At 66.2% G+C, this 23,721-nt stretch carries 22 protein-coding genes; 18 read left to right on the plus strand and 4 right to left on the minus strand.

Annotation, left to right across the window (positions count from 1 at the left end; all coding sequences use genetic code 11):
* Positions 1 to 39 precede the first annotated feature (39 nt).
* From ABDB84_RS07555 to ABDB84_RS07640, 18 genes are read left to right on the plus strand one after another with little or no spacing between them, the layout of a single operon-like run.
* Positions 40 to 4,305 (plus strand): cobaltochelatase subunit CobN, encoded by a 4,266-nt coding sequence (locus tag ABDB84_RS07555; protein ID WP_345919099.1) that lies wholly within the window; start codon positions 40 to 42, stop codon positions 4,303 to 4,305.
* A gap of 19 nt (positions 4,306 to 4,324) precedes the next feature.
* Complete coding sequence (locus ABDB84_RS07560; RefSeq protein WP_345919100.1) at positions 4,325 to 4,765, plus strand: MotA/TolQ/ExbB proton channel family protein; 441 nt, start codon at positions 4,325 to 4,327, stop codon at positions 4,763 to 4,765.
* On the plus strand, positions 4,762 to 5,070 hold the full coding sequence (locus ABDB84_RS07565; RefSeq protein ID WP_345919101.1) for a DUF2149 domain-containing protein: 309 nt from the start codon (positions 4,762 to 4,764) through the stop codon (positions 5,068 to 5,070). The genes ABDB84_RS07560 and ABDB84_RS07565 overlap by 4 nt, the downstream gene beginning before the upstream one ends.
* Entirely contained in the window at positions 5,067 to 5,864 is a 798-nt protein-coding gene (locus ABDB84_RS07570) for a cobalamin-binding protein (protein WP_345919102.1), read from the plus strand. The genes ABDB84_RS07565 and ABDB84_RS07570 overlap by 4 nt, the downstream gene beginning before the upstream one ends.
* Positions 5,861 to 6,790 carry an adenosylcobinamide-phosphate synthase CbiB gene (gene cbiB, locus ABDB84_RS07575; RefSeq protein WP_345919103.1) on the plus strand — a complete coding sequence of 310 codons (930 nt, stop codon included), beginning with the start codon at positions 5,861 to 5,863 and terminating at the stop codon, positions 6,788 to 6,790. The genes ABDB84_RS07570 and cbiB overlap by 4 nt, the downstream gene beginning before the upstream one ends.
* On the plus strand, positions 6,783 to 7,778 hold the full coding sequence (gene cobD, locus ABDB84_RS07580; RefSeq protein ID WP_345919104.1) for a threonine-phosphate decarboxylase CobD: 996 nt from the start codon (positions 6,783 to 6,785) through the stop codon (positions 7,776 to 7,778). The genes cbiB and cobD overlap by 8 nt, the downstream gene beginning before the upstream one ends.
* Positions 7,775 to 9,265, plus strand: a complete 1,491-nt coding sequence (locus ABDB84_RS07585; protein ID WP_345919105.1) for a cobyric acid synthase — start codon at positions 7,775 to 7,777, stop codon at positions 9,263 to 9,265. The genes cobD and ABDB84_RS07585 overlap by 4 nt, the downstream gene beginning before the upstream one ends.
* Positions 9,262 to 10,242, plus strand: a complete 981-nt coding sequence (locus ABDB84_RS07590) for a FecCD family ABC transporter permease (RefSeq protein ID WP_345919106.1) — start codon at positions 9,262 to 9,264, stop codon at positions 10,240 to 10,242. Before ABDB84_RS07585 ends, ABDB84_RS07590 begins: the two co-directional genes overlap by 4 nt.
* Positions 10,239 to 11,051 carry an ABC transporter ATP-binding protein gene (locus ABDB84_RS07595; RefSeq protein ID WP_345919107.1) on the plus strand — a complete coding sequence of 271 codons (813 nt, stop codon included), beginning with the start codon at positions 10,239 to 10,241 and terminating at the stop codon, positions 11,049 to 11,051. Before ABDB84_RS07590 ends, ABDB84_RS07595 begins: the two co-directional genes overlap by 4 nt.
* Positions 11,048 to 11,974: a cobalamin-binding protein gene (locus tag ABDB84_RS07600; protein ID WP_345919108.1), complete on the plus strand. Its 927-nt coding sequence runs from the start codon at positions 11,048 to 11,050 to the stop codon at positions 11,972 to 11,974. Before ABDB84_RS07595 ends, ABDB84_RS07600 begins: the two co-directional genes overlap by 4 nt.
* A complete protein-coding gene (cobU, locus tag ABDB84_RS07605) occupies positions 11,971 to 12,492 on the plus strand; it encodes a bifunctional adenosylcobinamide kinase/adenosylcobinamide-phosphate guanylyltransferase (RefSeq protein ID WP_345919109.1) in 522 nt (173 codons plus the stop codon). The genes ABDB84_RS07600 and cobU overlap by 4 nt, the downstream gene beginning before the upstream one ends.
* The gene (locus tag ABDB84_RS07610) at positions 12,489 to 13,115 is read left to right on the plus strand and encodes a GNAT family N-acetyltransferase (RefSeq protein ID WP_345919110.1); all 627 of its coding nucleotides are present in this window, start codon (positions 12,489 to 12,491) and stop codon (positions 13,113 to 13,115) included. Before cobU ends, ABDB84_RS07610 begins: the two co-directional genes overlap by 4 nt.
* Entirely contained in the window at positions 13,112 to 14,158 is a 1,047-nt protein-coding gene (cobT, locus tag ABDB84_RS07615) for a nicotinate-nucleotide--dimethylbenzimidazole phosphoribosyltransferase (RefSeq protein ID WP_345919111.1), read from the plus strand. The genes ABDB84_RS07610 and cobT overlap by 4 nt, the downstream gene beginning before the upstream one ends.
* Positions 14,155 to 14,931, plus strand: coding sequence for an adenosylcobinamide-GDP ribazoletransferase (locus ABDB84_RS07620; RefSeq protein ID WP_345919112.1), 777 nt, complete (start codon positions 14,155 to 14,157; stop codon positions 14,929 to 14,931). Before cobT ends, ABDB84_RS07620 begins: the two co-directional genes overlap by 4 nt.
* Positions 14,918 to 15,514: a histidine phosphatase family protein gene (locus ABDB84_RS07625; protein ID WP_345919113.1), complete on the plus strand. Its 597-nt coding sequence runs from the start codon at positions 14,918 to 14,920 to the stop codon at positions 15,512 to 15,514. The genes ABDB84_RS07620 and ABDB84_RS07625 overlap by 14 nt, the downstream gene beginning before the upstream one ends.
* A 15-nt stretch (positions 15,515 to 15,529) precedes the next feature.
* Positions 15,530 to 16,651 carry a putative lipopolysaccharide heptosyltransferase III gene (gene rfaQ, locus ABDB84_RS07630; protein ID WP_345919114.1) on the plus strand — a complete coding sequence of 374 codons (1,122 nt, stop codon included), beginning with the start codon at positions 15,530 to 15,532 and terminating at the stop codon, positions 16,649 to 16,651.
* On the plus strand, positions 16,644 to 17,870 hold the full coding sequence (locus ABDB84_RS07635) for a glycosyltransferase family 4 protein (protein WP_345919115.1): 1,227 nt from the start codon (positions 16,644 to 16,646) through the stop codon (positions 17,868 to 17,870). Before rfaQ ends, ABDB84_RS07635 begins: the two co-directional genes overlap by 8 nt.
* Before the next feature lie 22 nt (positions 17,871 to 17,892).
* Positions 17,893 to 18,555 carry an HAD family hydrolase gene (locus ABDB84_RS07640; protein ID WP_345919116.1) on the plus strand — a complete coding sequence of 221 codons (663 nt, stop codon included), beginning with the start codon at positions 17,893 to 17,895 and terminating at the stop codon, positions 18,553 to 18,555.
* Between the two features lie 26 nt (positions 18,556 to 18,581).
* Here the strand turns inward: ABDB84_RS07640 and dctP are convergent, their stop codons facing one another.
* The 4 genes from dctP to ABDB84_RS07660 form a co-directional block, all read right to left on the minus strand.
* Positions 18,582 to 19,559 (minus strand): TRAP transporter substrate-binding protein DctP, encoded by a 978-nt coding sequence (gene dctP, locus ABDB84_RS07645; protein WP_345919117.1) that lies wholly within the window; start codon positions 19,557 to 19,559, stop codon positions 18,582 to 18,584.
* Positions 19,560 to 19,866: 307 nt separating this feature from the next.
* Positions 19,867 to 20,697 (minus strand): CorC family transporter, encoded by an 831-nt coding sequence (locus tag ABDB84_RS07650; RefSeq protein ID WP_345919118.1) that lies wholly within the window; start codon positions 20,695 to 20,697, stop codon positions 19,867 to 19,869.
* Between the two features lie 90 nt (positions 20,698 to 20,787).
* Positions 20,788 to 21,240, minus strand: a complete 453-nt coding sequence (gene ybeY, locus ABDB84_RS07655) for an rRNA maturation RNase YbeY (protein WP_345919119.1) — start codon at positions 21,238 to 21,240, stop codon at positions 20,788 to 20,790.
* 370 nt (positions 21,241 to 21,610) lie between these two features.
* Positions 21,611 to 23,245: a DEAD/DEAH box helicase gene (locus ABDB84_RS07660; protein WP_345919120.1), complete on the minus strand. Its 1,635-nt coding sequence runs from the start codon at positions 23,243 to 23,245 to the stop codon at positions 21,611 to 21,613.
* Positions 23,246 to 23,721 lie beyond the last annotated feature (476 nt).

The following is a 23,721-nucleotide window of genomic DNA, read 5'->3' on the forward strand; positions in this document are numbered from 1 at the left end:
GTGCAGTAGATGTGGCAAAGGGTTTTGCTTGCGTTGTGCTTGTCGGTCTGGCTGCTGTCTGCGCAGGCGAGCAGTGTGCTGGGCATCATCAGCGAGCGCAGCGCGCCGGAGATCGCCGAGCGCGCGCACGATGTTCTCCTGCAGCGCAAGGCGCGCGACCGCATCTTGCTGCGCACGCCGCAGCAGCTGGCGGCATTGTCGCCGGCAGAGCTGCGCCGCTTGCTCGACTCGGTTGATGTGGTCTTTGCTGTGGCGATGTTTGCCGAGCATGCTGCGCTGCTGCGTGGCGCCTTGCCCGGCAGTGCCGCCCAGCGGCTGAGAGCTTTCTGGGCTTTCAACGGTGACAGCGATCTGTCGCGCCTGAGTTTCGATGCACGCGGCAGCTTGCAGAGCTGGTCGGCCGCCGATATCACGGCCCTGGCGGGCGAGGCTTTGCCGGCTGCGTTGTCTGCGCGCTCGCTGCGTGAGCCGACCGCCACGCGCTGGCGTGCTTTGCGCATGTTGTGGCGCGAAGGTGGCGCACGCAATCAGGGCGAGTTTCTGGCCGCCTTGCTCGATGGGCGCGAGCCCGCTGCGGCCGAGCCCCAAGCAGCCGTCCAGTATCGTCAGCACGCGCAGCCGGTCAGCGCATTCAGGCTGGCGCCCGCGCAGCGTGTGTTGGCGGTACTCGATATGGATAACAGCGAGAACCGCAGCAGCGATGCCTTGTGCGCCAGCGTCGAGGCCACGGGCCTGGCCTGCGTGACGATCAAGGCGCGCTGGGGGGCCGCCTCGCGCGATGCGGTGCAGGCGCTGCCGGCTTTGCTCGGACCAGGGCAGTTGCGCGGTCTGGTGGTGGTGCAGGATTTTGTCGTCGGCGCGGCCGAGGGGCGTGACGAGGCGAGCGCCGCTATCGCTGCGCTGGACGTGCCAGTGTTCAAGGCCATCCGTCTGGCCGACCGCAGTGTGGCGCAATGGCAATTGTCCAGCGACGGTTTGCCGGCCGCCAGCGTGCAATACCGTTTGGCGATGCCGGAATTGCAGGGCATCGCTCAGCCGGTCGTCATCGCCGCCGCGGGCGAGGCGCAGCTCGATGCGCTGACCGGTGTGCGCGTGCAGCGCCCCGAGCCGATTGCCGCCGAGCTGCGCAGTCTGGCGCGTCGCGCCGCCAACTGGGCGCTGTTGCGCGACAAGCCGGTGGCGCAGCGCAAGGTGGCGATCATCTATTACAACCACCCTCCGGGGCGGCAGAACATCGGCGCGGACAACCTCGACGTGCCGGCCTCACTCCAGGTGATTTTGCAGGCCATGGCCCAGGCCGGTTACCGCACCGGCCCGCTGCCGCCAAGTGCCGAGCAGCTGCTTGAGCAGATCATGCAGCGCGGGGTGAATCTGCCCGAGGATGGTGGCGCCCTGGCCGAGCTGGCGCAGACTACGCACAGCATGTCGGCGGCAGACTACCAGCGCTATTTTGCCGGCTTGCCGGCGATTGCCCAGCAGGAGCTGGTTAACGGCCCCTTGGGCCGGCTGCGTGCCGAATTGCAGCAGGCGCGGCGCAGCAAGCAATACGATATCGGCATTGCCACGGCAAACAATGGTTTGCGCGAGCTGGGCCATCTTGTCGCGGGTCTGGAGCACGCCCAGCGCGGCACGGCGCTGGCCCTGCTGAGTGATGCGGAAAAGGCGGTGCCCTCTTGCCTGAGTGTGCTTGCCGCTGCCGCGCGCGCCTGTCAGCGCTTTGATCAGGATATCGATGCCTTGCTGGCCTTGCGCTTGCCGGGTGTGCGTGGCTGGGGGCCCGCGCCGGGCAAGGTGATGGTCAGTGCCGGGCGCATCGTGCTGCCCGGCATCGAGCTGGGCAATGTGTTCATCGGGCCGCAGCCGCCGCGCGGCTGGGAGCTCGACGAAGAGCTGCTGCACGCCAATACGCGCATCCCGCCGCCGCATCAGTACCTGGCCTACTACCACTGGCTGCGCGATGTCTTCAAGGCCGACGTGATCGTTCATCTGGGGCGGCATTCGACCTATGAATTCCTGCCGGGCAAGGCCAGTGCTTTGTCGGTCGAGGATTTTCCGCGCATCGTGGCGGGCGATGTGCCAGGCGTTTATCCCTACATCGTCGATGGCGTCGGCGAGGGCTTGCAGGCCAAGCGGCGTGGCTTGGCGGTGATGGTCGATCACCTGACGCCACCCTTGTCGGCGACGCCCTTGTACGATCGTTTGCTGAACTTGCGGCAGCTGGTCGAAAGCTTCGAGAGCAGCAGCTCCGAGGCCTTGCGCAGTCAGGCCGCTGCAGACATGCGCCGGCAGACGGAAGCGCTGCAGTTGCGGGCGGAGCTCGAAGCGAGCATGGCTGATGTGCTGCAGGTGCGCGGCATCGGCTTCGAGCAGGTCGACGACGAATTGCTGGCCCACGAGATCGGCCACTACCTGACCAAGCTGCAGGAGAAATTCATGCCGCATGGTTTGCATGTCTTCGGTCAGGCCTGGTCTGATGAGGCTTTGCAGACCATGCTGGCGTCGATGCAGCTGGGCGCGGACCAGGCCGCGCTGGCGCGCAAGCTGGCTGATTCGCCCGCGCAGGAAATGCGCAATCTGCTGGCGGCGCTGGATGGCCGCTTCGTGCCGCCGGGCAAGGGCAATGATCCGCTGCGTGCGCCGGAGGCCTTGCCGACCGGACGTAATTTCCATGGCGTCGATGGCGATGTGCTGCCGACTCCGCTGGGTTTTCGCCTGGGGCAGGAGCAAGCTGAACGGGTTCTCGCGCGCAAGCTGCCGGGCAGCGGCAGCGAGGCGGTGGTGCTGTGGGCCTCGGACGCGGTACGCGACGAAGGCGTGATGGTCGGTTTTACCCTGGCGATGATGGGGCTGGAGCCGCGCTGGAATGCGCGCGGCATCGTGCAGGGGCTCAAGCTGCTGCCATTGGCGCCTGCGCAGACGCGGCGCGATGTGCTGGTGACCAGCTCGGGGCTGTTCCGCGATCTCTATCCCAATCTGGTGAATCTGGTCGATCGCGCCGGCCGCCTGGCACTGGCGGCCAGTGCGCAGACCTTGCGCCGCGAGGCAGCCGACAGCCAGGCCGCGCTGGACGCCGCGCTGGCGCCGCTGGGCAGCGCGCCCGAGGAAGGCACCGAGAGCCTGACGCAAAACGGTGTGGCGCGCCAATGGCTGGCGCGCGTGCGCAGCTTGCAGGCGCAGGGCATGGCGCAGGCCGAGGCGGGACGTGAGGCCGCCTGGCGCATTTTCGGCGACGCGCCCGGCGCCTATGGTGCAGGCGTCAATCGCCTGACCGAGCGCTCCGGCGCCTGGCAGGATAGACGCGAGCTGGGCCGCGCCTACCTGCTGCGCATGGGCCACGCTTTCGGGCTGGATGCCGGCGGCGAAGCAGCGCACAGCGCGTTTGAAACCAGTCTGGCCAGCGTCGAGCGCAGTTACCACGGGCGCGCGTCCAATCTGTATGGCTTGCTCGACAACAACGACGCCTTCGATTACTTGGGCGGGCTGTCGCTGGCGACCGAGACCCTGACCGGGCGCGTGCCGCAAGCCATGGTGCTGTACCACGCAGATGCTGCGCATGCCGATGTCGAGCCGCTTGAGGCGGCCCTGCTGCGCGAGTTCCGCGGCCGCAATCTCAATCCGGTGTGGATCAAGGCGCTGATGAAGCACGGCTATGCGGGGGCGCGGACGTTTGGTCAGGAGTTTCTCGAGAATCTCTGGGGCTGGCAGGTGACGCGGCCAGACGTGGTCCGCGACTGGGCCTGGGATGAGGTCGATCGCACGTATTTTCGCGACGTCCATGGCATTGGCGTGAGTCAGTTTCTGGCCAGCGGCCAGGCGCAGCAGGTCAAGGCGCACATGCTCGGCATCATGATGGTGGCGACGCAGAAAGGCTTCTGGCATCCGGACACTGCGACGCGCCAGCGCCTGGGCAATGAACTGGTCGAGCTGGTGGCGCGCAATGGCTTGCCCGGCAGCGGACATACCAGCCCGGCCAACCCGATGTGGGACTGGCTGCTGCCACAGCTCGATGCCCGCCATCGCACGGCCTTGCAGGAGACGCTGCAACACGCGCGCCAGAGTTACACGCTGCCCGCAACCGAGCCAGCGCGGCGCGGGCCGGTACAGGCGGCAGACCAAGCCTTGCCGCCACGCCCCAGCGTGCAGCCGGAAGCAACCGCGCCCAAGCCCGCCTTGCGAGCTTCGGAAATCGCCCGCCGTCCGCTGTCGGCACGTGTCATCCATCCCCTGTGGTGGGGGCTTTTGGGGCTGCTGAGTGTGGCGTTGCTGGTGCTCGGCATCCGGCGCGGCATGCGCGCCCCGGTTTGAAGTCGAGGTCTGGATAGTCATGAACACATTGCTCAATCTCGCCTGGGTACACAGCCTGGTCAGCGCCCTGCTGCCCTTGGCGATTGCGGTGTTGCTGCTGGCCTGCATTGCCGCCCTGATCGAGGCGGGGATCGCCCTGGGTGAGCGCTTTCGCGGCCTGCGCCTGCTGGAAGCCAGCGCCGATGCGGCCCGCGTCGAGCGCCTCGCACGGCGGCGGATCGAGCGCAGCGATCTGCTGGCGCGGATTCCGCCGATGCTCGGTTTGATGGCCACCATCATTCCGCTCGGGCCCGGCCTGGCGGCGCTGGGGCAGGGCGATCCGGCCGCGCTGGCCAAGGCGGTCACGGTGGCGTTCGATGCGACGGTGCTCGGTTTGGTCGCCGGCATTGCCGGCTTGTGGATCGGACGCCTGCGTCGCCGCTGGTACGAAGAATTGCTCGAACGCATGGAGCAGGCATGAGTCAGCGCCACGTTTTGGCGAATCAACGCCGTCGTTTGCGCACCCGCTTTGACGGCGACGATGAGGATCCGCGCGCCAGCCTGGTCAATTTGGTCGATGTGATGCTGGTCTTTGCCTGCGGCTTGCTGGCGGCGATCAGCCACACGCAGACGGCGCAGCAGGCGGCCGTCAGTGAGGTCAGCCGCGTCAAGGCGCTGCCCGAGGCGACGCGTGCGCTCGAAGGTGGCGCCGAGGGCTACCTGTCGGTCGGCAAGGTCTACCGTGATCCGAAAACAGGCAAATTGATTCTGGTGGAACAACCATGAACGGCGCACAACGCATCGTCTGTCTGACCGAAGAGACGACCGAGACGCTCTACCTACTGGGCGAGGAAGCGCGCATTGTCGGCATTTCCGGTTACACCGTGCGGCCCGAGCGGGCACGCAAGGAGAAGCCGAAAATCTCGGCCTTCACCAGCGCCAAGATCGATGCGATTCTCGCGCTGGAGCCCGATCTGGTGATCGGCTTCTCCGACTTGCAGGCCGACATCGCCGCGCAGCTGATCCGCAGCGGCGTGAATGTGCTGATCACCAATCAGCGCAGCGTCGAGGAAATTCTGCAGACCATTTACACCGTTGGCGCCCTCGCTGGCGTGCCTGACAAAGCGCAGGCCCTGGTCGCCCAGCTGCAGCAGGGCATCGACGAAGTGAGCACAGCCGCAGCCAGCCTGCCGCGCAAACCGCGTGTGTATTTCGAGGAATGGGACGAGCCCCTGATCTCCGGCATCCGCTGGGTGGCCGAGCTGATCGTGCTGGCGGGCGGCGAGGAATGCTTCCCGGAACTCAAGCAGCACAAGGGCGCCAAGCTGCGCATCATTGCCGATCCGCTCGAAGTGCTGCGCCGCGCGCCGGACATCATCATCGGTTCATGGTGCGGCAAGAAATTTCGCCCCGAACAGCTCGCCGCGCGATCAGGCTGGGAGGCGATTCCGGCCGTGCGCGATGGCCAGCTGTTCGAGATCAAGTCCTGCGACATCCTGCAGCCGGGGCCGGCTGCACTGAGTGATGGCTTGCGGCAAATCGCGAGCATCATCCGCAGTTGGGCGGAGAACCGCGCATGATGCTGGCGCTGGCCTTGGTGCTCGGTGTGCTGCTCGACGCCGCCTTGGGCGAGCCGCGTCGCTGGCATCCGCTGGTGGGTTTTGGTATGTATGCCAAGTGGCTTGAGTCGCGCAGCAATCGTGCGCAGCCCGCAGCGCTGGCGCGTCTGGTGGGTGTAGCCAGCTGGCTGCTCGCCGTGCTGCCATGGCTGGTGCTGGCACTGCTGCTCAAGGCCTGGCTCGCGCAGGCGGCCTGGCTGCTCGATGCACTGCTGCTCTACTTCGCGCTCGGCGCACGCAGTCTGGGCGAGCATGCGCGGGCGGTCGCCGCGCCGCTGCTGGCGGGCGATCTGGCGGCCGCGCGTGCAGCGCTGTCGCGCATCGTCAGTCGCGACACGCGCCGGCTCGACGCTGCACAGGTGGCCGGCGCGACGGTGGAGTCGGTCCTCGAGAACGGCAATGACGCGATCTTCGCTACCTTGTTCTGGTTTGCGCTGCTCGGTGGCCCCGGTGCGCTGCTGTTCCGCCTCGCCAATACCCTGGATGCGATGTGGGGCTACCGCACGCCGCGCCTGCTGTATTTTGGCTGGGCCGCCGCGCGCGTCGACGATTTGCTCAATCTGCTGCCCGCGCGGCTGACCGCGCTGAGTTATGCCCTGGGTGGTGAGTGCCGCCAGGCGCTGCGCTGCTGGCGTGAGCAGGCGCCGGCCTGGGACAGCCCCAATGCCGGCCCGGTGATGGCCTCTGGCGCGGGCGCCCTGGGCCTGGCGCTGGGTGGGCCGGCGATCTATCACGGTGCGCTGGAAGAGCGCCCGCCGCTGGGCTGTGGCGCATCGCCCCAGGCGGCGGATATTGCCCGTGCCCTGCGCCTGGTGCGTGTGGCGCTGTGGCTGTGGTGCGGCCTGATCTGTGTGCTCTGCCTGAGCGGGAGTCTGTTGCGTGTCTGAATTACTTGAACATGGCGGGCGCTTGCGCGCGGCTGCGCATGACTTTCACATCCCGCTGCATCACTGGCTGGATTTGTCGACCGGCATCAACCCGCAGGGCTGGCCGGTGACGGAGTTGCCGGCCACGGTCTGGCAGCGCCTGCCGGAAGAGAACGACGGTTTGTACATGGCCACCGTGGCTTATTTTGGCAGCACGGCCGTGTTGCCCGTGGCAGGTTCTCAGGCCGCTTTGCAGGCGCTGCCGCGACTGCGTGGGCAGAGTCGCGTCGGCATCGTCTCGCCCTGTTACGCCGAGCACGCCAGGGCCTGGGCAAGTGCGGGTCACACGGTGTTGCCGCTTGCCGCCAGCGATGTTGCCGAGCAGATTGATCGCCTCGACGTGCTGCTCGTCGTCAATCCGAACAATCCGACGGGCGCCTGCATCGAACCGCAAGTCTTATTGGCATGGCATGCGCGCTTGCAGGCGCGGGGCGGCTGGTTGCTGGTCGATGAAGCCTTTGTCGAGCTGCAACCGGCGTTGAGCGTGGTTGCAGCGGCCGGCGACGGCGCCCATCCGGGCCTGATCGTGCTGCGCTCGCTGGGGAAGTTCTGGGGTCTGGCAGGGCTGCGTGCCGGCTTTGTCATCGCCGAAGCGGACTTGCTTGGCGAACTGCGCAGCCTGCTCGGCCCCTGGGCCTTGAGCCACCCGGCGCGCTGGGTGGCGCAACGCGCCATCATGGATAAGCCCTGGTGCGAGGCGACACGCGCGCGTCTGCACGCCGACAGCGAACGCCTGCGTGCGCTGCTTGCTGCGCATGGTCTCGATGCCGAACAGGGCTGCGGCCTGTTCCGCTGGGTGCCCAGCGCGCGGGCGGCGGATCTGTTCACGGCACTGGCGCAGCGCGCCGTGCTGGTGCGGCCATTCAGCGACGGCCTGCGCTTTGGCCTGCCGGGCAGCGAGGCGGGCTGGCAGCAACTGGATCGCGTGCTCGGCGAGGTGATGGCATGAGTGCCCAGACACCCGCGCAGATGCTGATGGTGCAAGGCTGCACTTCGGATGCAGGCAAGAGCACCGTGGTCGCCGCGCTGTGCCGCTGGCTGCTGCGTCAGGGCCTGCAGGTGGCGCCCTTCAAGCCGCAGAACATGGCGCTCAATTCTGCGGTGACCAGCGATGGCGGCGAAATCGGCCGTGCCCAGGCGGCGCAAGCGGCGGCCTGCCGCATCGCGCCGCATACCGACATGAACCCGGTGCTGCTCAAACCGAATAGCGATGTCGGCGCGCAGGTGATCATTCAAGGGCATGCCATCGGCAACATGGATGCGCTCGACTACCACGCCTACAAATCGACGGCGCGCGCAGCCGTGCTGGAGTCTTTTGCGCGCCTGCGTGCCCAGTATCAAGCGGTGATCGTCGAAGGCGCCGGCTCTCCCGCCGAGATCAATCTGCGCGCCAATGACATCGCCAATATGGGCTTTGCCGAAGCCGTCGATTGCCCGGTGATCATCGTGGCCGACATCGACCGTGGCGGCGTTTTCGCGCACCTGGTCGGCACACTGGCGCTGCTGTCCGAATCCGAGCAGGCGCGGGTCAAGGGCTTCGTCATCAACCGCTTCCGTGGCGACATCGCCCTGCTGCAAAGCGGGCTCGACTGGCTGGAGGAACGCACCGGCAAACCGGTGCTCGGCGTGCTGCCGTATCTGCATGGCTTGCAGCTCGAAGCGGAGGACGGGATTTCACGCGAAGTAGTGCCCGTCCCAAGCGCTGCTCAGCCATTGCGCGTCATCGCGCCCGTCATGCCGCGCATCAGCAACCACACTGATTTCGACGCGCTGCGCAGCCACCCGCAAGTCGATTTCCGCTTCATCGGCCCGGACCAGGAAATTCCCGCCTGCGATCTGATCGTACTGCCCGGTTCGAAAGCCGTGCGGGCCGATCTGGCCTTCCTGCGCGCGCAGGGTTGGGAGGCGGCGATTGCGCGCCACCTGCGCTATGGCGGCAAGCTGATCGGCATTTGTGGCGGCTTCCAGATGCTTGGGCAGACGCTGAGTGATCCGCAAGGCATCGAGGGCGCTGCGGGCGACAGCGCCGGGCTGGGCTGGCTGGCGATGCGCACGACCCTGCTGCCGCACAAGCAGCTGCGCAATGTGGCGGGCAAGCTGAGCTGGTGCGATGCAGCCTTCAGCGGTTACGAGATTCATGCCGGCGTCAGCGAAGGGCCTGCGCTGGCGCGGCCTGTCGCGCAGATCGGTGAGCTGAATGATGGTGCGCTGTCCGAGGATGGCTTGGTGCTCGGTACTTACGTGCATGGCATTTTCGATCAGCCCGCCGCTTGCGATGCCTTGCTTGCCTGGGCGGGCCTGGTGGCGCCGCGTTCGCCGGATCTGGCTGCGCAGCGTGAGGCGAGTATCGAGCGTCTGGCTGATACCATCGCGGATTACATGGATACGGACAAACTGATGGCGATTCTCAAGCACAGCGTGGAGCAGGCCGCGTGACACTCAAGCCGCCGCCTCTGCTGCGGGCCAGCTTGCTGGCCGCCATTACCGTGCCGCTGGTGCTGTGGCTGGGCCTGATGCTGGGCTCGTCCGGCTGGGGCTGGACCTCGCCGGAGATCGTCTGGATGATCCGCGTGCCGCGTGTGATGGCCGCCTTCGGCACCGGTGCGGCGCTGGCGCTGGGCGGTGCCCTGATCCAGCTGGTGACGCGCAATCCGCTCAGCGATCCGCATGTGCTGGGCGTCACCAGCGGCGCCTCGGTCGGCGCCTTGGTCGCCCTGATGCTGCTGCCGGCAAGCTTCGCCTTTGCGCCGGAGCTGGGTGCCATGCTGGGCGCCCTGCTGAGTACCTCGCTGGTCTTTCTGCTGGCCTGGCGCGGCATGGGGCGCGGCCTGCTGCCCGGCGCGCAGTCGGGCAGCATCGTCATGCTGCTGGTCGGCGCGATGATCGGCGCAGCCAGCAGCGCGGCCGTCTCTTTCATGCTGGCGATTGCGCGTGATCAGCAATTGCGCAATCTGGTCTTCTGGCTGCTCGGCGATCTCAACGGCGTCACGCACTGGTGGCCGGTGTGGGCCGGCTTGTTGCTGGCCATGCTGCTGGCCTTGCCGCATGCCCGCGAGCTCGATTTGATGTCGCGCGGCGACGGCTGGGCCTGGACCCTGGGCGTGCCGGTGGCGCGGCGGCGGCGGCTGGCGATCCTCGCCTCCTGCATCGCGGTGGGCACCGCCGTGGCGACGGCGGGCAGCATCGGCTTTGTCGGTCTGGTGGCGCCGCACGTGATCCGCTTGCTTGGCTTGCGTGCCGCGCAATGGCTGCTGCCTTTCTCGGCGCTGTTTGGCGGCGTCTTCCTGGTACTCGCCGACGCTGTGGCGCGCACCGTGATCGCGCCCTCGCAATTGCCGGTGGGCGTGGTTTCGGCCGCCGTCGGCGTGCCGGTGTTCCTGCTGCTGCTGTTGCGTCGCGGAGCCCATAAATGAGCGTGCCTGTGATGTCGCCCGCTTTGCCCCTGCTGATCGATGCCTTGCAGCTGCGTGCGGGCGGCCGGGCGGATGGCCGTGTGCTGATCGACAGGCTCGATCTGCACTGCCGCGCCGGCGAGCGCTGGGTGGTGCTGGGCCCCAATGGCGCCGGCAAATCGACCTTGCTGGCAGCGCTGGCTGGCCTGAGTACGCCCACGCGTGGCGGCATCGTACTCGGCGGCAAGATGTTGTCGAGCTGGACGCCGCAAGCCCTGGCGCGGCAGCGCGCCTGGTGCCCGCAGTTCTGGCTCGACCCCTTCGCGGTCAGCGCCTGGGAGACCGTGGCCAGCGCTGCCCTGGTCAGTCAGCCCGATGCGCGCATGGCGGATTGTCGCGCGCTGGCCCAGCGCAGCCTGGAGCTGCTCGATGCCGCACATCTGGCCGACGCCGATGTGCGGACCCTGAGCGGTGGCGAACGCCAGCGCGTTGCGCTGGCCACGGCTTGCGCGCAGGCTGCGCCCATCCTGCTGCTCGACGAACCGACGGCGCATCTGGACTGGGCACATCAGGCATCCTTGCAACGCTGGCTCAAAACCTGGTCAGCGCAGGGCGGCATGGTGATCGCTGCCGTGCATGATCTGAACCTGGCCTGGACCCTGGCGAGCCACGCCTTGCTGCTCGACGGGCGTGGTGGTTATTGCAGCGGCACACGCGAAGAGGTGTTGAACGCTGCTGCCTTGCAGAATGCGTATGGCGTGCCGGTCAGCGCGCGTGATGAGGGGGCGGTGCGCTGGTTCCGCCTTGAACTGGATGAAAGTTTGAGATGAGTCTTGCCAATCTTTATCGCTGCACGCTGCTGAGCCTGGCCCTGTGTGGCGCCGCGTGCGTGTCGGCCGCCGACAGCCGCATCAGCCTGCGTGACGACAGCGGCCAGGTGCTGACACTTGCCCAGCCGGCGCGGCGGGTCATCTCGCTGGCGCCCAGTCTCACCGAAATGCTCTACGAGGCCGGTGGCGGTGATCGTCTGGTTGGTGCCGTTGAATACAGCGATTACCCGCCGGCGGCGCTGAAGATCGAACGCATCGGCAATAACCAGCGCCTGGATCTGGAGCGCATTGCGGCGCTCAAGCCCGATCTGGTGCTGGTGTGGTTCCACGGCAATGCGCTGCGCGAAGTCGAGAAACTGCGCACCCTCGGCATTCCGATGTTCTATCTGGAGCCGCATCACATCGCCGATATCCCCGGCACCCTGCTACGCATCGGCCAGCTGCTCGGCAGCGAAGCGCAGGCGCAACAGGCGGCCGAGCGCTTCCGTCAGCGCCACGACAAGCTGCGCGCCACCTACGCGGGCCGCAAGCCGCTGCGCGTGTTCTACCAGATCGCTGAAAAGCCGCTGATGACGATCAACGACCAGCAGATTATCTCCGATGTGATCGGCCTCTGCGGTGGCATCAATGTGTTCGGCAAGGAGCCTATGCTGGTGCCGCAGATCTCGACCGAAAGCGTCGTCTCAGCTAACCCGGATGTCATCGTCAGCGCAAGTATGGGCAGCTCGGGTGAGCAGGGCGCGCGACGCGCCATGAACGAGCCGCGGATGGAAAACTGGCTGCAGTTCGGCAGTCTCAACGCGGTGCGCAATCGTCAGCTGTGGATGGTGCCGGGCGACCAGATCAGCCGCCACGGCCCGCGCATTCTCGATGCGGCGCAAGCCATGTGCACGGCGCTGGATGCCGCGAGGCAGGGCAAATGAGGCATCTGGTGATCGGCGGCGCGCGCTCGGGCAAGAGCCGCTTTGCCCAGGATCTGGCGCTGGCGCACAGCGGCGAGGTGTGCCTGATCGTCACCGCCGAAGTGCTGGATGCGGAAATGGCCGAGCGCGTCGCCAAACACCGTGCCGAGCGCCCGGCCAACTGGCGTGTGGTCGAGGCGCCGCTGGCCCTGCCCGCAGCGATCCGCAGCGAAGCGCAGGCCGGCGCCTGCGTGCTGGTCGACTGCCTGACGCTATGGCTATCGAATATTCTCTGCACGCAGCCTGATACGTTGCCCGCCCAGCTTGAGGATTTGTCCGCCGCGGTGGCGAGCGCTCAGGGCACGCTGCTGATGGTGTCCAACGAAGTGGGCTGGAGCATCGTGCCGGAGAACAAGCTGGCGCGCCTGTTCCGTGACGAGCAGGGGCGGCTCAACCAGCAGCTGGCGCGGCTCTGCGACAAGGTAACCCTGGTTGCTGCAGGCCTGCCACTGCATCTCAAGACAGGGGCAGCGCGATGAATCGCGGGCTGCTGCTCACGGCTCGACTGGAGCTGAGCACCGCCAGTGAGGCGGATGCAGCGGCCTGGCTGGACTACGAGCTGCGCAACCGGCGCCATTTCGCGCCGTTGTCGCCGCGGCGCGACGAAGCCTGGTTTAGCCTCGCGGCGGCCCAGGCACGCGCGCAGCAGGCACAGCAGGATCTGCTGGCTGGCCGTGCCTGCACCTGGTTGCTGCGCCGGCGCGATGATGCCGCGCGCGCCGTGATCGGCCATGTGACGCTCAGCGAGATCGTGCGCGGCGTCTTCCAGGCCGCCTATCTGGGCTTTGGCGTGGATCACGCAGAGCGTGGCCAGGGTCTGGCGCGTGAGGCGCTGGAGCTGGTGATCGAGCATGCATTCGGCAAGCTGGGCCTGCATCGCCTGATGGCCAATCATCTGCCGGAGAATTTCGCCAGCTCGCGTCTGCTGCATAAGCTGGGTTTCGTGCAGGAAGGCTTTGCGCCCAACTATCTCTTGCTCAACGGCTACTGGCGCGACCATGTGTTGACCGCCTTGAGCAATCCCGACTGGCAGGCCGCTGCGCCGGCTGCTGATTCTGCCAGCGCCACACCGCTGGCGACCGACAAGGACACACCGCTATGAATTTCAATATCACCGCACTGGACCGCTCGCTCGCGAGCGTTTTGCAAGCCCGCCTCGACTCGCGTACCAAGCCGCCGGGCAGTCTGGGCCGGCTTGAAGCGCTGGCCTTGCAGGCTGGCCTGATCCAGCGCAGCGAGCGGCCGCAGCTCCTCGCGCCGCGCATGGTGGTGTTCGCCGGCGACCACGGTGCGGCCAAGGCTGGCGTGTCGGCCTTTCCGCAAGAAGTGACGGTGCAGATGGTGGCCAATTTCCGCGCCGGTGGCGCGGCCATCAATGTGCTGTCGCGTCAGGCCGGGCTGGCCATGAGCGTGGTCGATGCCGGCGTGGCGAGCGCCTGCTTCGGGCCGGCGCAGAGCGAGGTGGAATTCATCGATGCCAAGCTTGCGCCGGGCACCGCCAATTTCATCGAGCGTGCAGCGATGAGTGCCGAGCAATGCGAAGCGGCGATGGACTGCGGCGCCGAGCTGCTGCGCAAATGGCATGCTGCCGGTTGCAATGCCATCGGCTTTGGCGAGATGGGCATCGGCAACACCGCCTCGGCGAGCCTGATCACCCATGCGCTGGCCGACCTGCCGCTGGCCGAGATCATCGGCCGTGGTACCGGGCTGGATGATGCGGGCCTGCAGCGCAAGCGCGAACTCCTGTCGCGCGCTGCCGCACGTGTCGCCGGGCGTGCGCTGGCGCCGCTCGATGTGCTGGCTGAATTCGGTGGCTTCGAGATTGCGATGATGACAGGCGCCTATCTGGCGGCAGCCGAAGCGCGCATGCTGATTGTTGTCGATGGCTTCATCGCCACCGCTGCGCTGCTGGTAGCGCATGCCCTGCAGCCGGCGGTGCTTGATTACTGCGTGTTCTCGCATTGCTCGGCCGAGCCGGGCCATCAGCGCCAGCTGGCCTTCCTGGGCGTTGAGCCGGTGCTGGCGCTGGATCTGCGCCTTGGTGAAGGATCGGGCGCCGCCCTGGTGTTCCCGATCATCCGCTCGGCGCTGGCGCTGATGAATGACATGGCTGGCTTTGCCGACGCCGGCGTCAGCAACAAATGATGCGCGAGCTGCGCCGCTTCCTCATCGCCATGGGCTACTTCACGCGCCTGCCGGTGCCGGCCTGGGTGGGTTGGGAGGCCGGCGAGCTCAATCGCGCGGCGCGCTATTTTCCGTGGATCGGCCTGCTCGTCGCGCTGATCGTGGCCAGCGTGTTGTGGTGCGTGGCGCTGTATTTGCCGCTCGGTGTGGCGGTGCTGCTGTCGATGATCGTCAGCCTGCGCCTCACCGGAGCCTTTCACGAAGACGGGCTGGCCGACGCGGCCGATGGTCTGGGCGGCGGCTGGCAGCGCGAGGACGTGCTGCGCATCATGAAGGATTCGCGCATCGGCACCTATGGCGCGGCGGCGCTGGTTACCGCGCTGCTGCTCAAATGGGGCTGCTTGTCGGCGCTGACGCCGGGGCAGACTGTGCTCGCCTTGTTCGTAGCGCATCCGCTGTCGCGCCTGGCGGCCTTGCTGGTGATGCTGAGCCTGCCCTATGTGCGCGATGAGGACAGCAGCCGCGCCAAGCCGGTGGCGCAAGGTCTGGGCTGGCCGGAGGGCCTGATCGGCGCGCTGGGCGGCCTGCTGCCGCTGCTGCTGGCGGGCCTCGCGGGCGCGCTCAGTGCGGCGCGCATCGCGCTGATTCTCGGCGCCGTGCTGCTGGTGCTGGCGTTCTGGTTCCGCCTGCTGCAGCGGCGCCTCGGCGGTTACACCGGCGATTGCCTGGGCGCGGTGCAGCAGTGCAGCGAGCTGGCCATCTACCTCGTGCTCTGCGCGCATGTCGCAGGCTGAGATGGGGCGTCGCCTGTTCCTCTTGCGGCATGCGCCGGTCGCCCTGGCCGAGGGCATTTGCTATGGCCGCAGCGATGTCGCCTTGCGCCAGCCGGTGGCCGAACATGCGCGCGCTGCGCAGGCGCACTTGCCGCGCGAGCTGGCCGTGTTCAGCAGCCCGCTGCAGCGCTGCCGGCTGCTCGCCGAGGCCCTGCATCCGGCGCCGCAGATCGATGCACGTCTGGCCGAGATGGATTTTGGTGACTGGGAGCTGCGCAGCTGGAACGAAGTGCCGCGCGAGGGACTCGATGCCTGGGCGCGTGATCCACTGGGCTACAGCGTTGCCGGCGGGGAATCCGGCGAACAGGTCCGTACGCGCGTGCTGGCGGCGCTGCACGAGATCCTCGCAGCGAATGCGGGCGATGTGCTGATCGTCTCCCACGGCGGGCCGCTGCGTTTTGTGCGCGCAGCGCTGCTGGGCGCGGATTTCATGGCCGAAGGCTTTCCGCTCGGTGCGCTGTATTGCCTGCAGGCGCCAGCGGCCGGCCAGGCGCAGTGGAGGCAGCTGTCGGCGCATCAGCTTGTGCAGCAAGTTGCACTTTGATGGACAATCCCGGCCATGTCTGCTTCCACTGCCCCTAGTTCCTACCTGCCCGATGCTGTGCCGCTGGCCCAAGTGCGCCGCGCCCTGGTCATCAAGCTGCGTCACCATGGTGATGTCTTGCTCGCCTCACCGGTGCTCTCGGCGCTCAAGGCCGCCGCGCCGCATTGCGAGATCGATGCCCTGGTCTTCGCCGATACGGCAGCGATGCTCGCTGGTCACGCGGCGCTGGCGCAGCTGCACAGTCTGGATCGCAATGCCAAGAAGCGCGGCGCGCTGAATCAGTTGCGCGAGGAATGGGCGGTGCTCTCGGCGCTGCGCACGCGCCAGTATGACTTGATCATCCACCTCACCGATCACCCGCGCGGTGCCTGGCTGTCGCGCCTGCTCGGCGCACGCTGGGCGGTGGCGCCGGTGCGCAGCAAGGGCGCCAAGTGGTGGAAGAAGTCTTTCACGCATCTCTACAAGACCGTCGGTGGCGGGCGTCGCCACACCGTCGACACCCACCTCGATGCGCTGCGCCGCATCGGCATCCAGCCGCAGGATCAGGCCCGCAAGCTGAGCCTGGTGCCGGGTGCCACCGCTGAAGCCAGCGTAGACGCGCGGCTGTCCAGTCTGGGCGTGGCCGCGGGTAGCTTCATTCATTTTCATCCGGCGTCGCGCTGGTTCTTCAAGTGCTGGCCGGTGGCGCAGTGTGCCGGGCTGCTGGCGCAATTGAGCGCACGCGGTGAGACCGTCGTCATCAGCGGTGCGCCGGATGCGCGCGAGCGCGGCATGGTCGAAGCGATTCTCGCGCAGGCTGGCGTGGCGGCGATCAACCTCACCGGCGAACTCTCGCTCAAAGAGCTGGCCGCGCTGGCCGCGCGGGCCAAGCTGTTCATCGGTGTCGATTCGGCGCCGATGCATATCGCAGCGGCGGTCGGCACGCCCTGCGTGGCGCTGTTCGGCCCCTCGGGCGACCGTGAGTGGGGGCCGTGGATGGTGCGTCACGAGATCGTGACCAGCGCCCATCCTTGCCGGCCCTGCGGGCAGGATGGCTGCGGCGGGGGCAAGGTGTCGGAGTGCCTGACGACGATTCCGGTCGCTCAGGTGCTGGCGGCAGTGGACCGGGTGCTGGGGAATGACAAACCCCGTGGCTGATTCTGTGGCGCCCCTCTCCCCCAGCCCCTCTCCCGCAAGCGGACGAGGGGAGCAGCGCATCCGTTTGGCCATCGTGCGCAGCCGCTACAACCCCTTTGGCGGGGCAGAGCGCTTTGTCGAGCGCACGCTCGCGGCGCTGGATGAACATGACATCGACGTGACCCTGGTCGCCCGCAAGTGGGCCGGGCAGCCGGCGCAGAGCGCCTGGCATCTGCTGCGCTGCGACCCCTTCCACATCGGCCGCGTCTGGCGTGACTGGGGTTTTGCGCGCGCGGTGCAGCGCCTGATCGGCGCGGGACGATTCGATCTGGTGCAGAGCCACGAACGCATTGCCGGCTGTGATCTGTTCCGTGCCGGCGATGGCGTGCATGCCAGCTGGTTGCAGCTGCGCGCACGCACGCTCTCGCCGCTCTCGCGCTGGGCGCAGCGCGTCTCGCCCTGGCATCGCTACACCCTGGCGGCCGAGGATGCGATGTTCCGCAGCCCGCGCCTGCGCGCGGTGATCTGCAATTCACGCATGGTGCGCGATGATCTGGCAGCGCGTTATCCGGCCCTGCAGTCGCGCCTGCATCTGCTCTACAACGGCGTGGATCTGACGCGCTTCAATCTGCAGTTACGCGATCAGCATCGTGCGGCGCTGCGTGAGCGTCTGGGCGTGAGTGAAGCTCAGCCGGTGATCCTGTATGTCGGTTCCGGTTTCGAGCGCAAAGGTGTGGCGCCCTTGCTGCAGGCACTCGCGCGGGCCGAGCTGGCGGGCGCCGAACTGTGGCTGATCGGCAAGGACAAGGCGCAGCCGCGTTTCGAGCGCCTCGCGCAGCGCCTTGGCGTGGCCGGCCGCGTGCGCTTTCTTGGCGCGCAGCAGGACGTGACGCCCTATCTGGGCGCCGCCGACGTGTTCGCGTTGCCGACGCTCTACGACCCGCTGCCCAATGCGGCGCTCGAAGCGCTGGCGAGCGGCTTGCCCCTGCTGACTTCGTCCAGCTGCGGCGCCGCCGAGTTGATTGCAGGACGCGATTGCGGCGTGGTCTGCGATGCGCTGGATGCGGGTGCCATCGCCAGCGGGCTGGCGCACCTCTTGGCGGCGGCCACGGATGCGCAAGCCTTGCCTGCGCTGCGTGCTGATGCGCATGCGGCGGTCAGCGCGCTGTCCTTGCCAGCGATGGCGGCGGCGCAGCTGGCGCTCTACCGCGCCCTGCTGGGTACGGTTCATAGAAACTGATTGTGCACACGGAACAAACAGGATGATGAAGTCCGTAGCGGCGGTACTCTTCGATCTCGATGAAACACTCATTGACCGGCGTGCTGGTTTGCTGAAGTTCGCGCGAGGGCTTTGGGCCGAGGCGTGTCCTGCGGTGAGTGAAGACGTGTTCGTGCGCGATTTCATCGCGCTGGATGATCTGGGCGCCACATCGCGGCCGGAGCTCTTTCGTCAGCTGGTCGCCAGGCATCTGCCCGAGCATGATCCCGCCTCGTTATTGCAAAGCTTTCTGGCCACGGCCTGGCTGGCGCCCAAGCTCTTTGACGACGCATTGCACACCTTGCAGACACTGGAGGCGCGTGGTTGGCGCATCGGCATCGTCAGCAATGGTTCTACACAGACGCAGCGTGCCAAGATCGAGAACACCGCTTTGCATGCCTGGGCCGATGTGTCCGTGATCTCGGAAAGCTTCGGCTGCAAGAAGCCCGACCCGCGGATCTACCACCACGCATTGCAAATGCTTGGCGCGAGCGCGGCGGACAGCTGGTTTGTCGGCGATTGCGCGGTCAATGATGTGATCGGCGCCAATGCCCTCGGCATGCGTACAGCCTGGGTCGAGCGACACGGCAGCTGGCCCGCCCAGCATGTGCCGGTTTATACCGTGCGCATCCAGCAGTTACACGAGCTGCTGGACATCATTCACTGAGCGTGTCGTGCTCGCCCGCGGCTTGATCAGCTCTGCGTCTGGCCGAGCGTCATCACCTTGAGCATCAGGTCGCCCGAGCTGGGATTGCTGAGAATCGGCGAGTAGACGCTGTTCATGCGGGTGATGAAGCTGGAGTTGTCGCGCATCTCGTAGAACTTCACGCCTTCCTTCTCCAGCTGCTTGCGGATGGTGGCGGTTTTCTGCGCCCAGATGGCGCGCATTTCGGTGGCTGAATCGCGGGCGGTCTGGCGTACCAGAGCTTGTTCGGCCGGCGTCAGCTTTTGCCACAGCTGGGTCGAGATGGCCAGCGCTTCGGGCACGACGCTGTAGTGGCTGATCGTGTAGTAGCGCGCCGATTTGTACTGCTCCGAGAGCTGGTAGGAGACGATATCGTTCTCGGCGGCGTCCAGACTGCCGTTGTCGAGCGCTGCGCGGACTTGTTCGTACGGCAGATTGACGGACTGGGCGCCCAGCGCTTCGAGCATGCGCTGCAACTCGCTGCGATTGGCGACGCGCACCTTGAGGCCGGCCAGATCGCTGGCATAGCGCACCGGCTTGTTGCGCGAGAAGAAGTTGCGCGTGCCGCCGTCGTACCAGGCAAGCACCACGAAGCCGCGCTGAGCCAGATTGCGTTCGAGGTTCTGGCCGATTTCGCCATCGAGGGTGCGGAACATGTGATCGGCATTCTTGAAGATGAAGGGCAGGGACATCACCTTCATTTCCGGCACCGCCTGCGACAGCGCGCCATTGCTCAGTACGGCAAAGTCCAGTTCGCCGCTGCGGAACATGCTGAGCGCCTTTTTCTGGTCGCCGAGGTTGTCGGCCGAGAACAGCTTGCCGTCGAATTTGCCATTGCTGCGGCTGCGCAGCTGATCAAGAAAATAGTTCAGCCCCTGGTGATTGGGGTAGGCATCGCCCTGCAAAACCCAGGCTTTGAGTTCGGCGGCCTGGGCCGTCAGCTGCAGGCTTGCCGCAAGGGCCAGCACGAAAAGTTTGCGCCACATGATGTGATTCCTCTGAAAACGGCGGATGTGTCTGACTCATCCATGGGCGCATTTTCGCATCGAGCCTAGGGAAAACCCTAATGCCGTCGGCTATTGGAAGCTATAAATCCGATAAAAATCACTGGAACGATAAAGCGCAGGGCGTGCAGAGGCGCGCCGCTGCGCGCTTTGCAGCCGATTACGGGATTTCGGGGGGTGCGGGGCGAGCCGACGAATGGCGGCGAGCAGAGCTGTCAGGCAGCGCCTGATACCGGTGACATGCGATTGGCCAAGCCTGCGCGCTGGGGCGCGCAAGCTTGGCCGGGGTTTATTCGCTGGCGTCGGGCAGGCGCTCGACCAGCAGGGTGTGCACGCGACGGCTGTCAGCACGCAGCACCTGGAAGCGCAGGGTGTCGAGCAGGATCACTTCACCGCGCTTGGGCAGGCGCCCGAGCTGCTGGATCACCAGACCGCCGACGGTATCGGCGTCGTCGGTGCTGTACTGGGTGCCGAAGGCGGCGTTGAAGTCATCGATCGCGGTGGTGGCCTTGACGCGGTGACGGCCAGCCTGGTCGGGGATGATGTTGTCGGCGTCTTCGTCGAAGTCGTACTCGTCCTCGATGTCGCCGACGATCTGTTCGAGCACGTCCTCGATTGTCACCAGGCCGGCCACGCCGCCGTATTCGTCGACGACGATGGCCATGTGGTTGCGGCTGACGCGGAACTCGCGCAGCAACACGTTGAGGCGCTTGGATTCAGGGATGAAGACGGCCGGGCGCAGCATCTCGCGCAGATCGAAATCGGTGTCGCGGGCACGCAGCAGATCCTTGGCGAGGAGGATGCCGAGCACGTCGTCCTTGTTCTCGCCGACCACCGGGAAGCGTGAGTGGGAGGTTTCCAGCGCGAAGGCGAGGATGTCGTCGATACTTGAATCGATATCGAGGATGTCCATCTGCGCGCGCGGCACCATGATGTCGCGGACCTGAATGTCGGCAACATTGATGGCGCCTTCGATGATCGACAGCGCGTCGGCATCGAAGAGATTGCGCTCGTACGCGGCGTGGAGGAGCTCGATCAGCTCCTCGCGGTCTTCAGGCTCGCGGGTGAGCAGGGCTGAGAGACGTTCAAGAAAACTCGGGCGACTACTGGAAGGGTCCATTTCTGTTGGGTGGAAGTGAAGGGTGAGGAGTGAGGAGTCCCGGCGGGCGGCCCTCAGCCGTCGCGCTCCTTACTCCGCATTCCTGACACCTCACTGGTAAGGATCAGGATAACCGAGTTTTGCCATTACATCTTGTTCGATGCCTTCCATTTCGGCGGCTTGCTCCGCATCTTCATGGTCGTGACCGCACAGATGCAGGATGCCGTGCACGATCAGATGGGCGCAATGCGCCTCGACGCTCTTGCCCTGTTCGGCTGCTTCGCGCACCACCACGGCCCAGCACAGCACCAGATCGCCGCTGAGCACCGGCAGGGTTTCGTACGGAAAGGACAGCACATTGGTGGCGTAATCTTTGGCGCGCCAGCTGTTGTTGAGCGTGCGGCCTTCTTCTTCATCGACAAAGCGCACCGTGATATTGCCCGGGCCATTGCCGACGGCGCGGATCCATTGCCGCAGCTGGCTGCGCGAGGGCAGGCCGGTTTTGTCGGCGAGGGCGTACTGGACGTTCAGATCGAGGCGGGCGGCAGGGCTTTGGCGGGGCATTGGTGCAGGTCTTTGTAGAAGGGCCGCCATGGTGTGGCAGCGGTGGCGTGCTGTCAAATCTGCGCCGGGCGCAGGCATCAAAAAGCCCCGCTCAGCGCGCAATACCGTTCAGTTAGGCTATGCGCATGTTTGATGCGCTGGGTTTGGACGCAAAGGACGCAAAGGACGCAAAGGGCGCAAAGGGCGCAAAGGAAAAGCAAAGGTCCACAAAGGAAAACGATTTTTTGGTTTCCTTTGCGGACCTTCTGTCTTTCTTCGCGTCCTTTGCGTTGAAAATCCGTCGCCCAAAAACTGAATAGGTCTTAACTGAACTGCATTGCCGCTCAGCACGGGGCTGAGCGGGGCTTTGGGCGCACGTGCAGCGCTGTGATCAGGCCAGCTTGCGCAGCGCGTTGAGGCCGCGGGCGAAGACTTCGCGCAGCGGGTTGCCACCGTTGCCGCTCAAGCCGCCCTTGTCGCCTTCACGCTTGCGTGCGTCGGCGGCCGGGGCTGCGCTGCGATCAGTGCGGCGCGAATCGTTCTGGCGCACAAGTGTGCCATCGGCATTGCGACGCGGCGCCGGCGCCGGCGCATCGCTGCGCGGCTTGCTGCGCTGGCCTTCGCCCGGCTTGCGTGCAGCACCGGCATTGGCGCTGCGCGGAGCACGATTGCCATCGGCGGCGCCTTCGCGACGAGCTGCCTGCGGTGCATTGCCATCGGCGCGACGCGGTTGTGCGGCGCGTGCCTCAGCGGAGCGCGACGCCCCCCGTTGTCCTTCAGCGGCACGCGGTGCGCTGCGCGGCTGGGCGCTACGGCCTTCGCCACGACCCTGGCCCTGGCGACCACGACCTTGCGGTGCGCGCGGCGGGCGGGCATCGCTGTCATCGGCGACCACCGGCATGTCGAACACCGGCACGGCGATGCGCGGCAGCTGGCGCTTGATCAGTTTTTCGATGTCGGAGAGGTATTTCGATTCTTCGCGATCCACCAGCGACAAAGCCTCGCCGCTGGAGCCGGCACGGCCGGTGCGGCCGATGCGGTGCACATAGTCTTCCGGCACGTTCGGCAGCTCGAAGTTCACCACGTGCGGCAGTTCCGAGATGTCCAGACCGCGTGCGGCGATGTCGGTCGCCACCAGCACTTGCAGGTCGCCCGATTTGAACTCGGCCAGCGCGCGGGTACGGGCGTTCTGGCTCTTGTTGCCGTGAATGGCCAGCGACGGAATGCCGCCCTTGGTCAATTGTTCGGCGAGGCGGTTGGCGCCGTGCTTGGTGCGTGTGAACACCAGCACCTGGAACCACTGCTGTTCCTTGATCAGGTGGGCGAGTACGTGGCGCTTGGCCTTCTGCTCGACCAGCATGACCTTCTGTTCGACCAGCTCGGTGGTGGTGTTGCGGCGTGCCACTTCGATCATCGAGGGCTTGTTGAGGAGGCCGTCGGCGAGCGTCTTGATCTCGTCCGAGAAGGTGGCCGAGAAGAGCAGGTTCTGGCGCTTCTTGGGCAGCAGGGCGAGCACCTTCTTGATGTCGCGGATGAAGCCCATGTCGAGCATGCGGTCGGCTTCATCGAGGATCAGGATTTCAACTTGCGACAGATCCACGGTCTTCTGCTGTACGTGGTCGAGCAGGCGGCCCGGCGTGGCAACGAGGATGTCCACGCCACGGCGCAGCGCGCTGATCTGCGGATTGATGCTGACGCCACCGAAGATCACGATGGACTTCAGGTCGAGGTACTTGCCGTATTCGCGCACGCTCTCTTCGACTTGTGCGGCGAGTTCGCGCGTCGGCGTCAGCACCAGGGCGCGGATCGCACCGGGGCGGCTGGCGCTGGTGGTGGACAGGCGTTGCAGGATCGGCAGGGTGAAGCCGGCGGTCTTGCCGGTGCCGGTCTGTGCGCCGGCCAGCAGGTCGCCACCCGAGAGCACGGCGGGAATGGCCTGTGCCTGGATCGGCGTAGGAATGGTGTAACCGCGCTCGCTAACGGCGCGGACGATGGGCTCACTGAGCCCGAGGGAAGCAAAAGACATGGCACTCCAATGGGGAGATGACTGCGTCGACCCGTCACTTCGAGGTGACACCAGTCGAGGAGGACGAAGCAGTTTATGTTGGGTCTCCGCCCCGGTCCTGGTGGACCGGCTTGTCCCGCGATGGGGGCCAATTCAATCTTGCGGCGTACCGGCGATGGAATCGAGAGACTTCAGACAGTGGCGAGGGGACTGGTAATCATTGCCACTGGCGCGCAGTGTGCCTGAATCTCGCTGGAAGGCAAGGATTAGTTTCGGCGCTGCGCTCACAGGCGAGAAGGGGCGTGTGGGAGTAGCGTACTTGAGCCTGCACATCGGGAAATCACCACGGTACGGAATGCTTTCACCCTCCGCCTTACGTCCGCAACGAATCCGTGGGCGATACGAAGTTTAGGCTTCGTTGCCGTTCAGGGCAATGGCGTTGGCTTGACATGAAATGTATTGATGGCGCCGTGCAGTGCGGGGGATGTTGCCTGATC

The organism is Uliginosibacterium sediminicola (assembly GCF_039631295.1).
Classification (GTDB): Bacteria; Pseudomonadota; Gammaproteobacteria; order Burkholderiales; family Rhodocyclaceae; genus Viridibacterium; species Viridibacterium sediminicola.

What these genes read in the sequence shown, in the direction of transcription:
- ABDB84_RS07560 (WP_345919100.1), top strand. Translation starts at nt 4,325, where the DNA reads ATGAACACATTGCTCAATCTCGCCTGGGTACACAGCCTGGTCAGCGCC.
- ABDB84_RS07565 (WP_345919101.1), top strand. Translation starts at nt 4,762, where the DNA reads ATGAGTCAGCGCCACGTTTTGGCGAATCAACGCCGTCGTTTGCGCACC.
- ABDB84_RS07570 (WP_345919102.1), top strand. Translation starts at nt 5,067, where the DNA reads ATGAACGGCGCACAACGCATCGTCTGTCTGACCGAAGAGACGACCGAG.
- cbiB (WP_345919103.1), top strand. Translation starts at nt 5,861, where the DNA reads ATGATGCTGGCGCTGGCCTTGGTGCTCGGTGTGCTGCTCGACGCCGCC.
- ABDB84_RS07585 (WP_345919105.1), top strand. Translation starts at nt 7,775, where the DNA reads ATGAGTGCCCAGACACCCGCGCAGATGCTGATGGTGCAAGGCTGCACT.
- ABDB84_RS07595 (WP_345919107.1), top strand. Translation starts at nt 10,239, where the DNA reads ATGAGCGTGCCTGTGATGTCGCCCGCTTTGCCCCTGCTGATCGATGCC.
- ABDB84_RS07600 (WP_345919108.1), top strand. Translation starts at nt 11,048, where the DNA reads ATGAGTCTTGCCAATCTTTATCGCTGCACGCTGCTGAGCCTGGCCCTG.
- cobU (WP_345919109.1), top strand. Translation starts at nt 11,971, where the DNA reads ATGAGGCATCTGGTGATCGGCGGCGCGCGCTCGGGCAAGAGCCGCTTT.
- ABDB84_RS07610 (WP_345919110.1), top strand. Translation starts at nt 12,489, where the DNA reads ATGAATCGCGGGCTGCTGCTCACGGCTCGACTGGAGCTGAGCACCGCC.
- cobT (WP_345919111.1), top strand. Translation starts at nt 13,112, where the DNA reads ATGAATTTCAATATCACCGCACTGGACCGCTCGCTCGCGAGCGTTTTG.
- ABDB84_RS07620 (WP_345919112.1), top strand. Translation starts at nt 14,155, where the DNA reads ATGATGCGCGAGCTGCGCCGCTTCCTCATCGCCATGGGCTACTTCACG.
- ABDB84_RS07625 (WP_345919113.1), top strand. Translation starts at nt 14,918, where the DNA reads ATGTCGCAGGCTGAGATGGGGCGTCGCCTGTTCCTCTTGCGGCATGCG.
- rfaQ (WP_345919114.1), top strand. Translation starts at nt 15,530, where the DNA reads ATGTCTGCTTCCACTGCCCCTAGTTCCTACCTGCCCGATGCTGTGCCG.
- ABDB84_RS07640 (WP_345919116.1), top strand. Translation starts at nt 17,893, where the DNA reads ATGATGAAGTCCGTAGCGGCGGTACTCTTCGATCTCGATGAAACACTC.
- dctP (WP_345919117.1), bottom strand. Translation starts at nt 19,559, where the DNA reads ATGTGGCGCAAACTTTTCGTGCTGGCCCTTGCGGCAAGCCTGCAGCTG.
- ABDB84_RS07650 (WP_345919118.1), bottom strand. Translation starts at nt 20,697, where the DNA reads ATGGACCCTTCCAGTAGTCGCCCGAGTTTTCTTGAACGTCTCTCAGCC.
- ybeY (WP_345919119.1), bottom strand. Translation starts at nt 21,240, where the DNA reads ATGCCCCGCCAAAGCCCTGCCGCCCGCCTCGATCTGAACGTCCAGTAC.
- ABDB84_RS07660 (WP_345919120.1), bottom strand. Translation starts at nt 23,245, where the DNA reads ATGTCTTTTGCTTCCCTCGGGCTCAGTGAGCCCATCGTCCGCGCCGTT.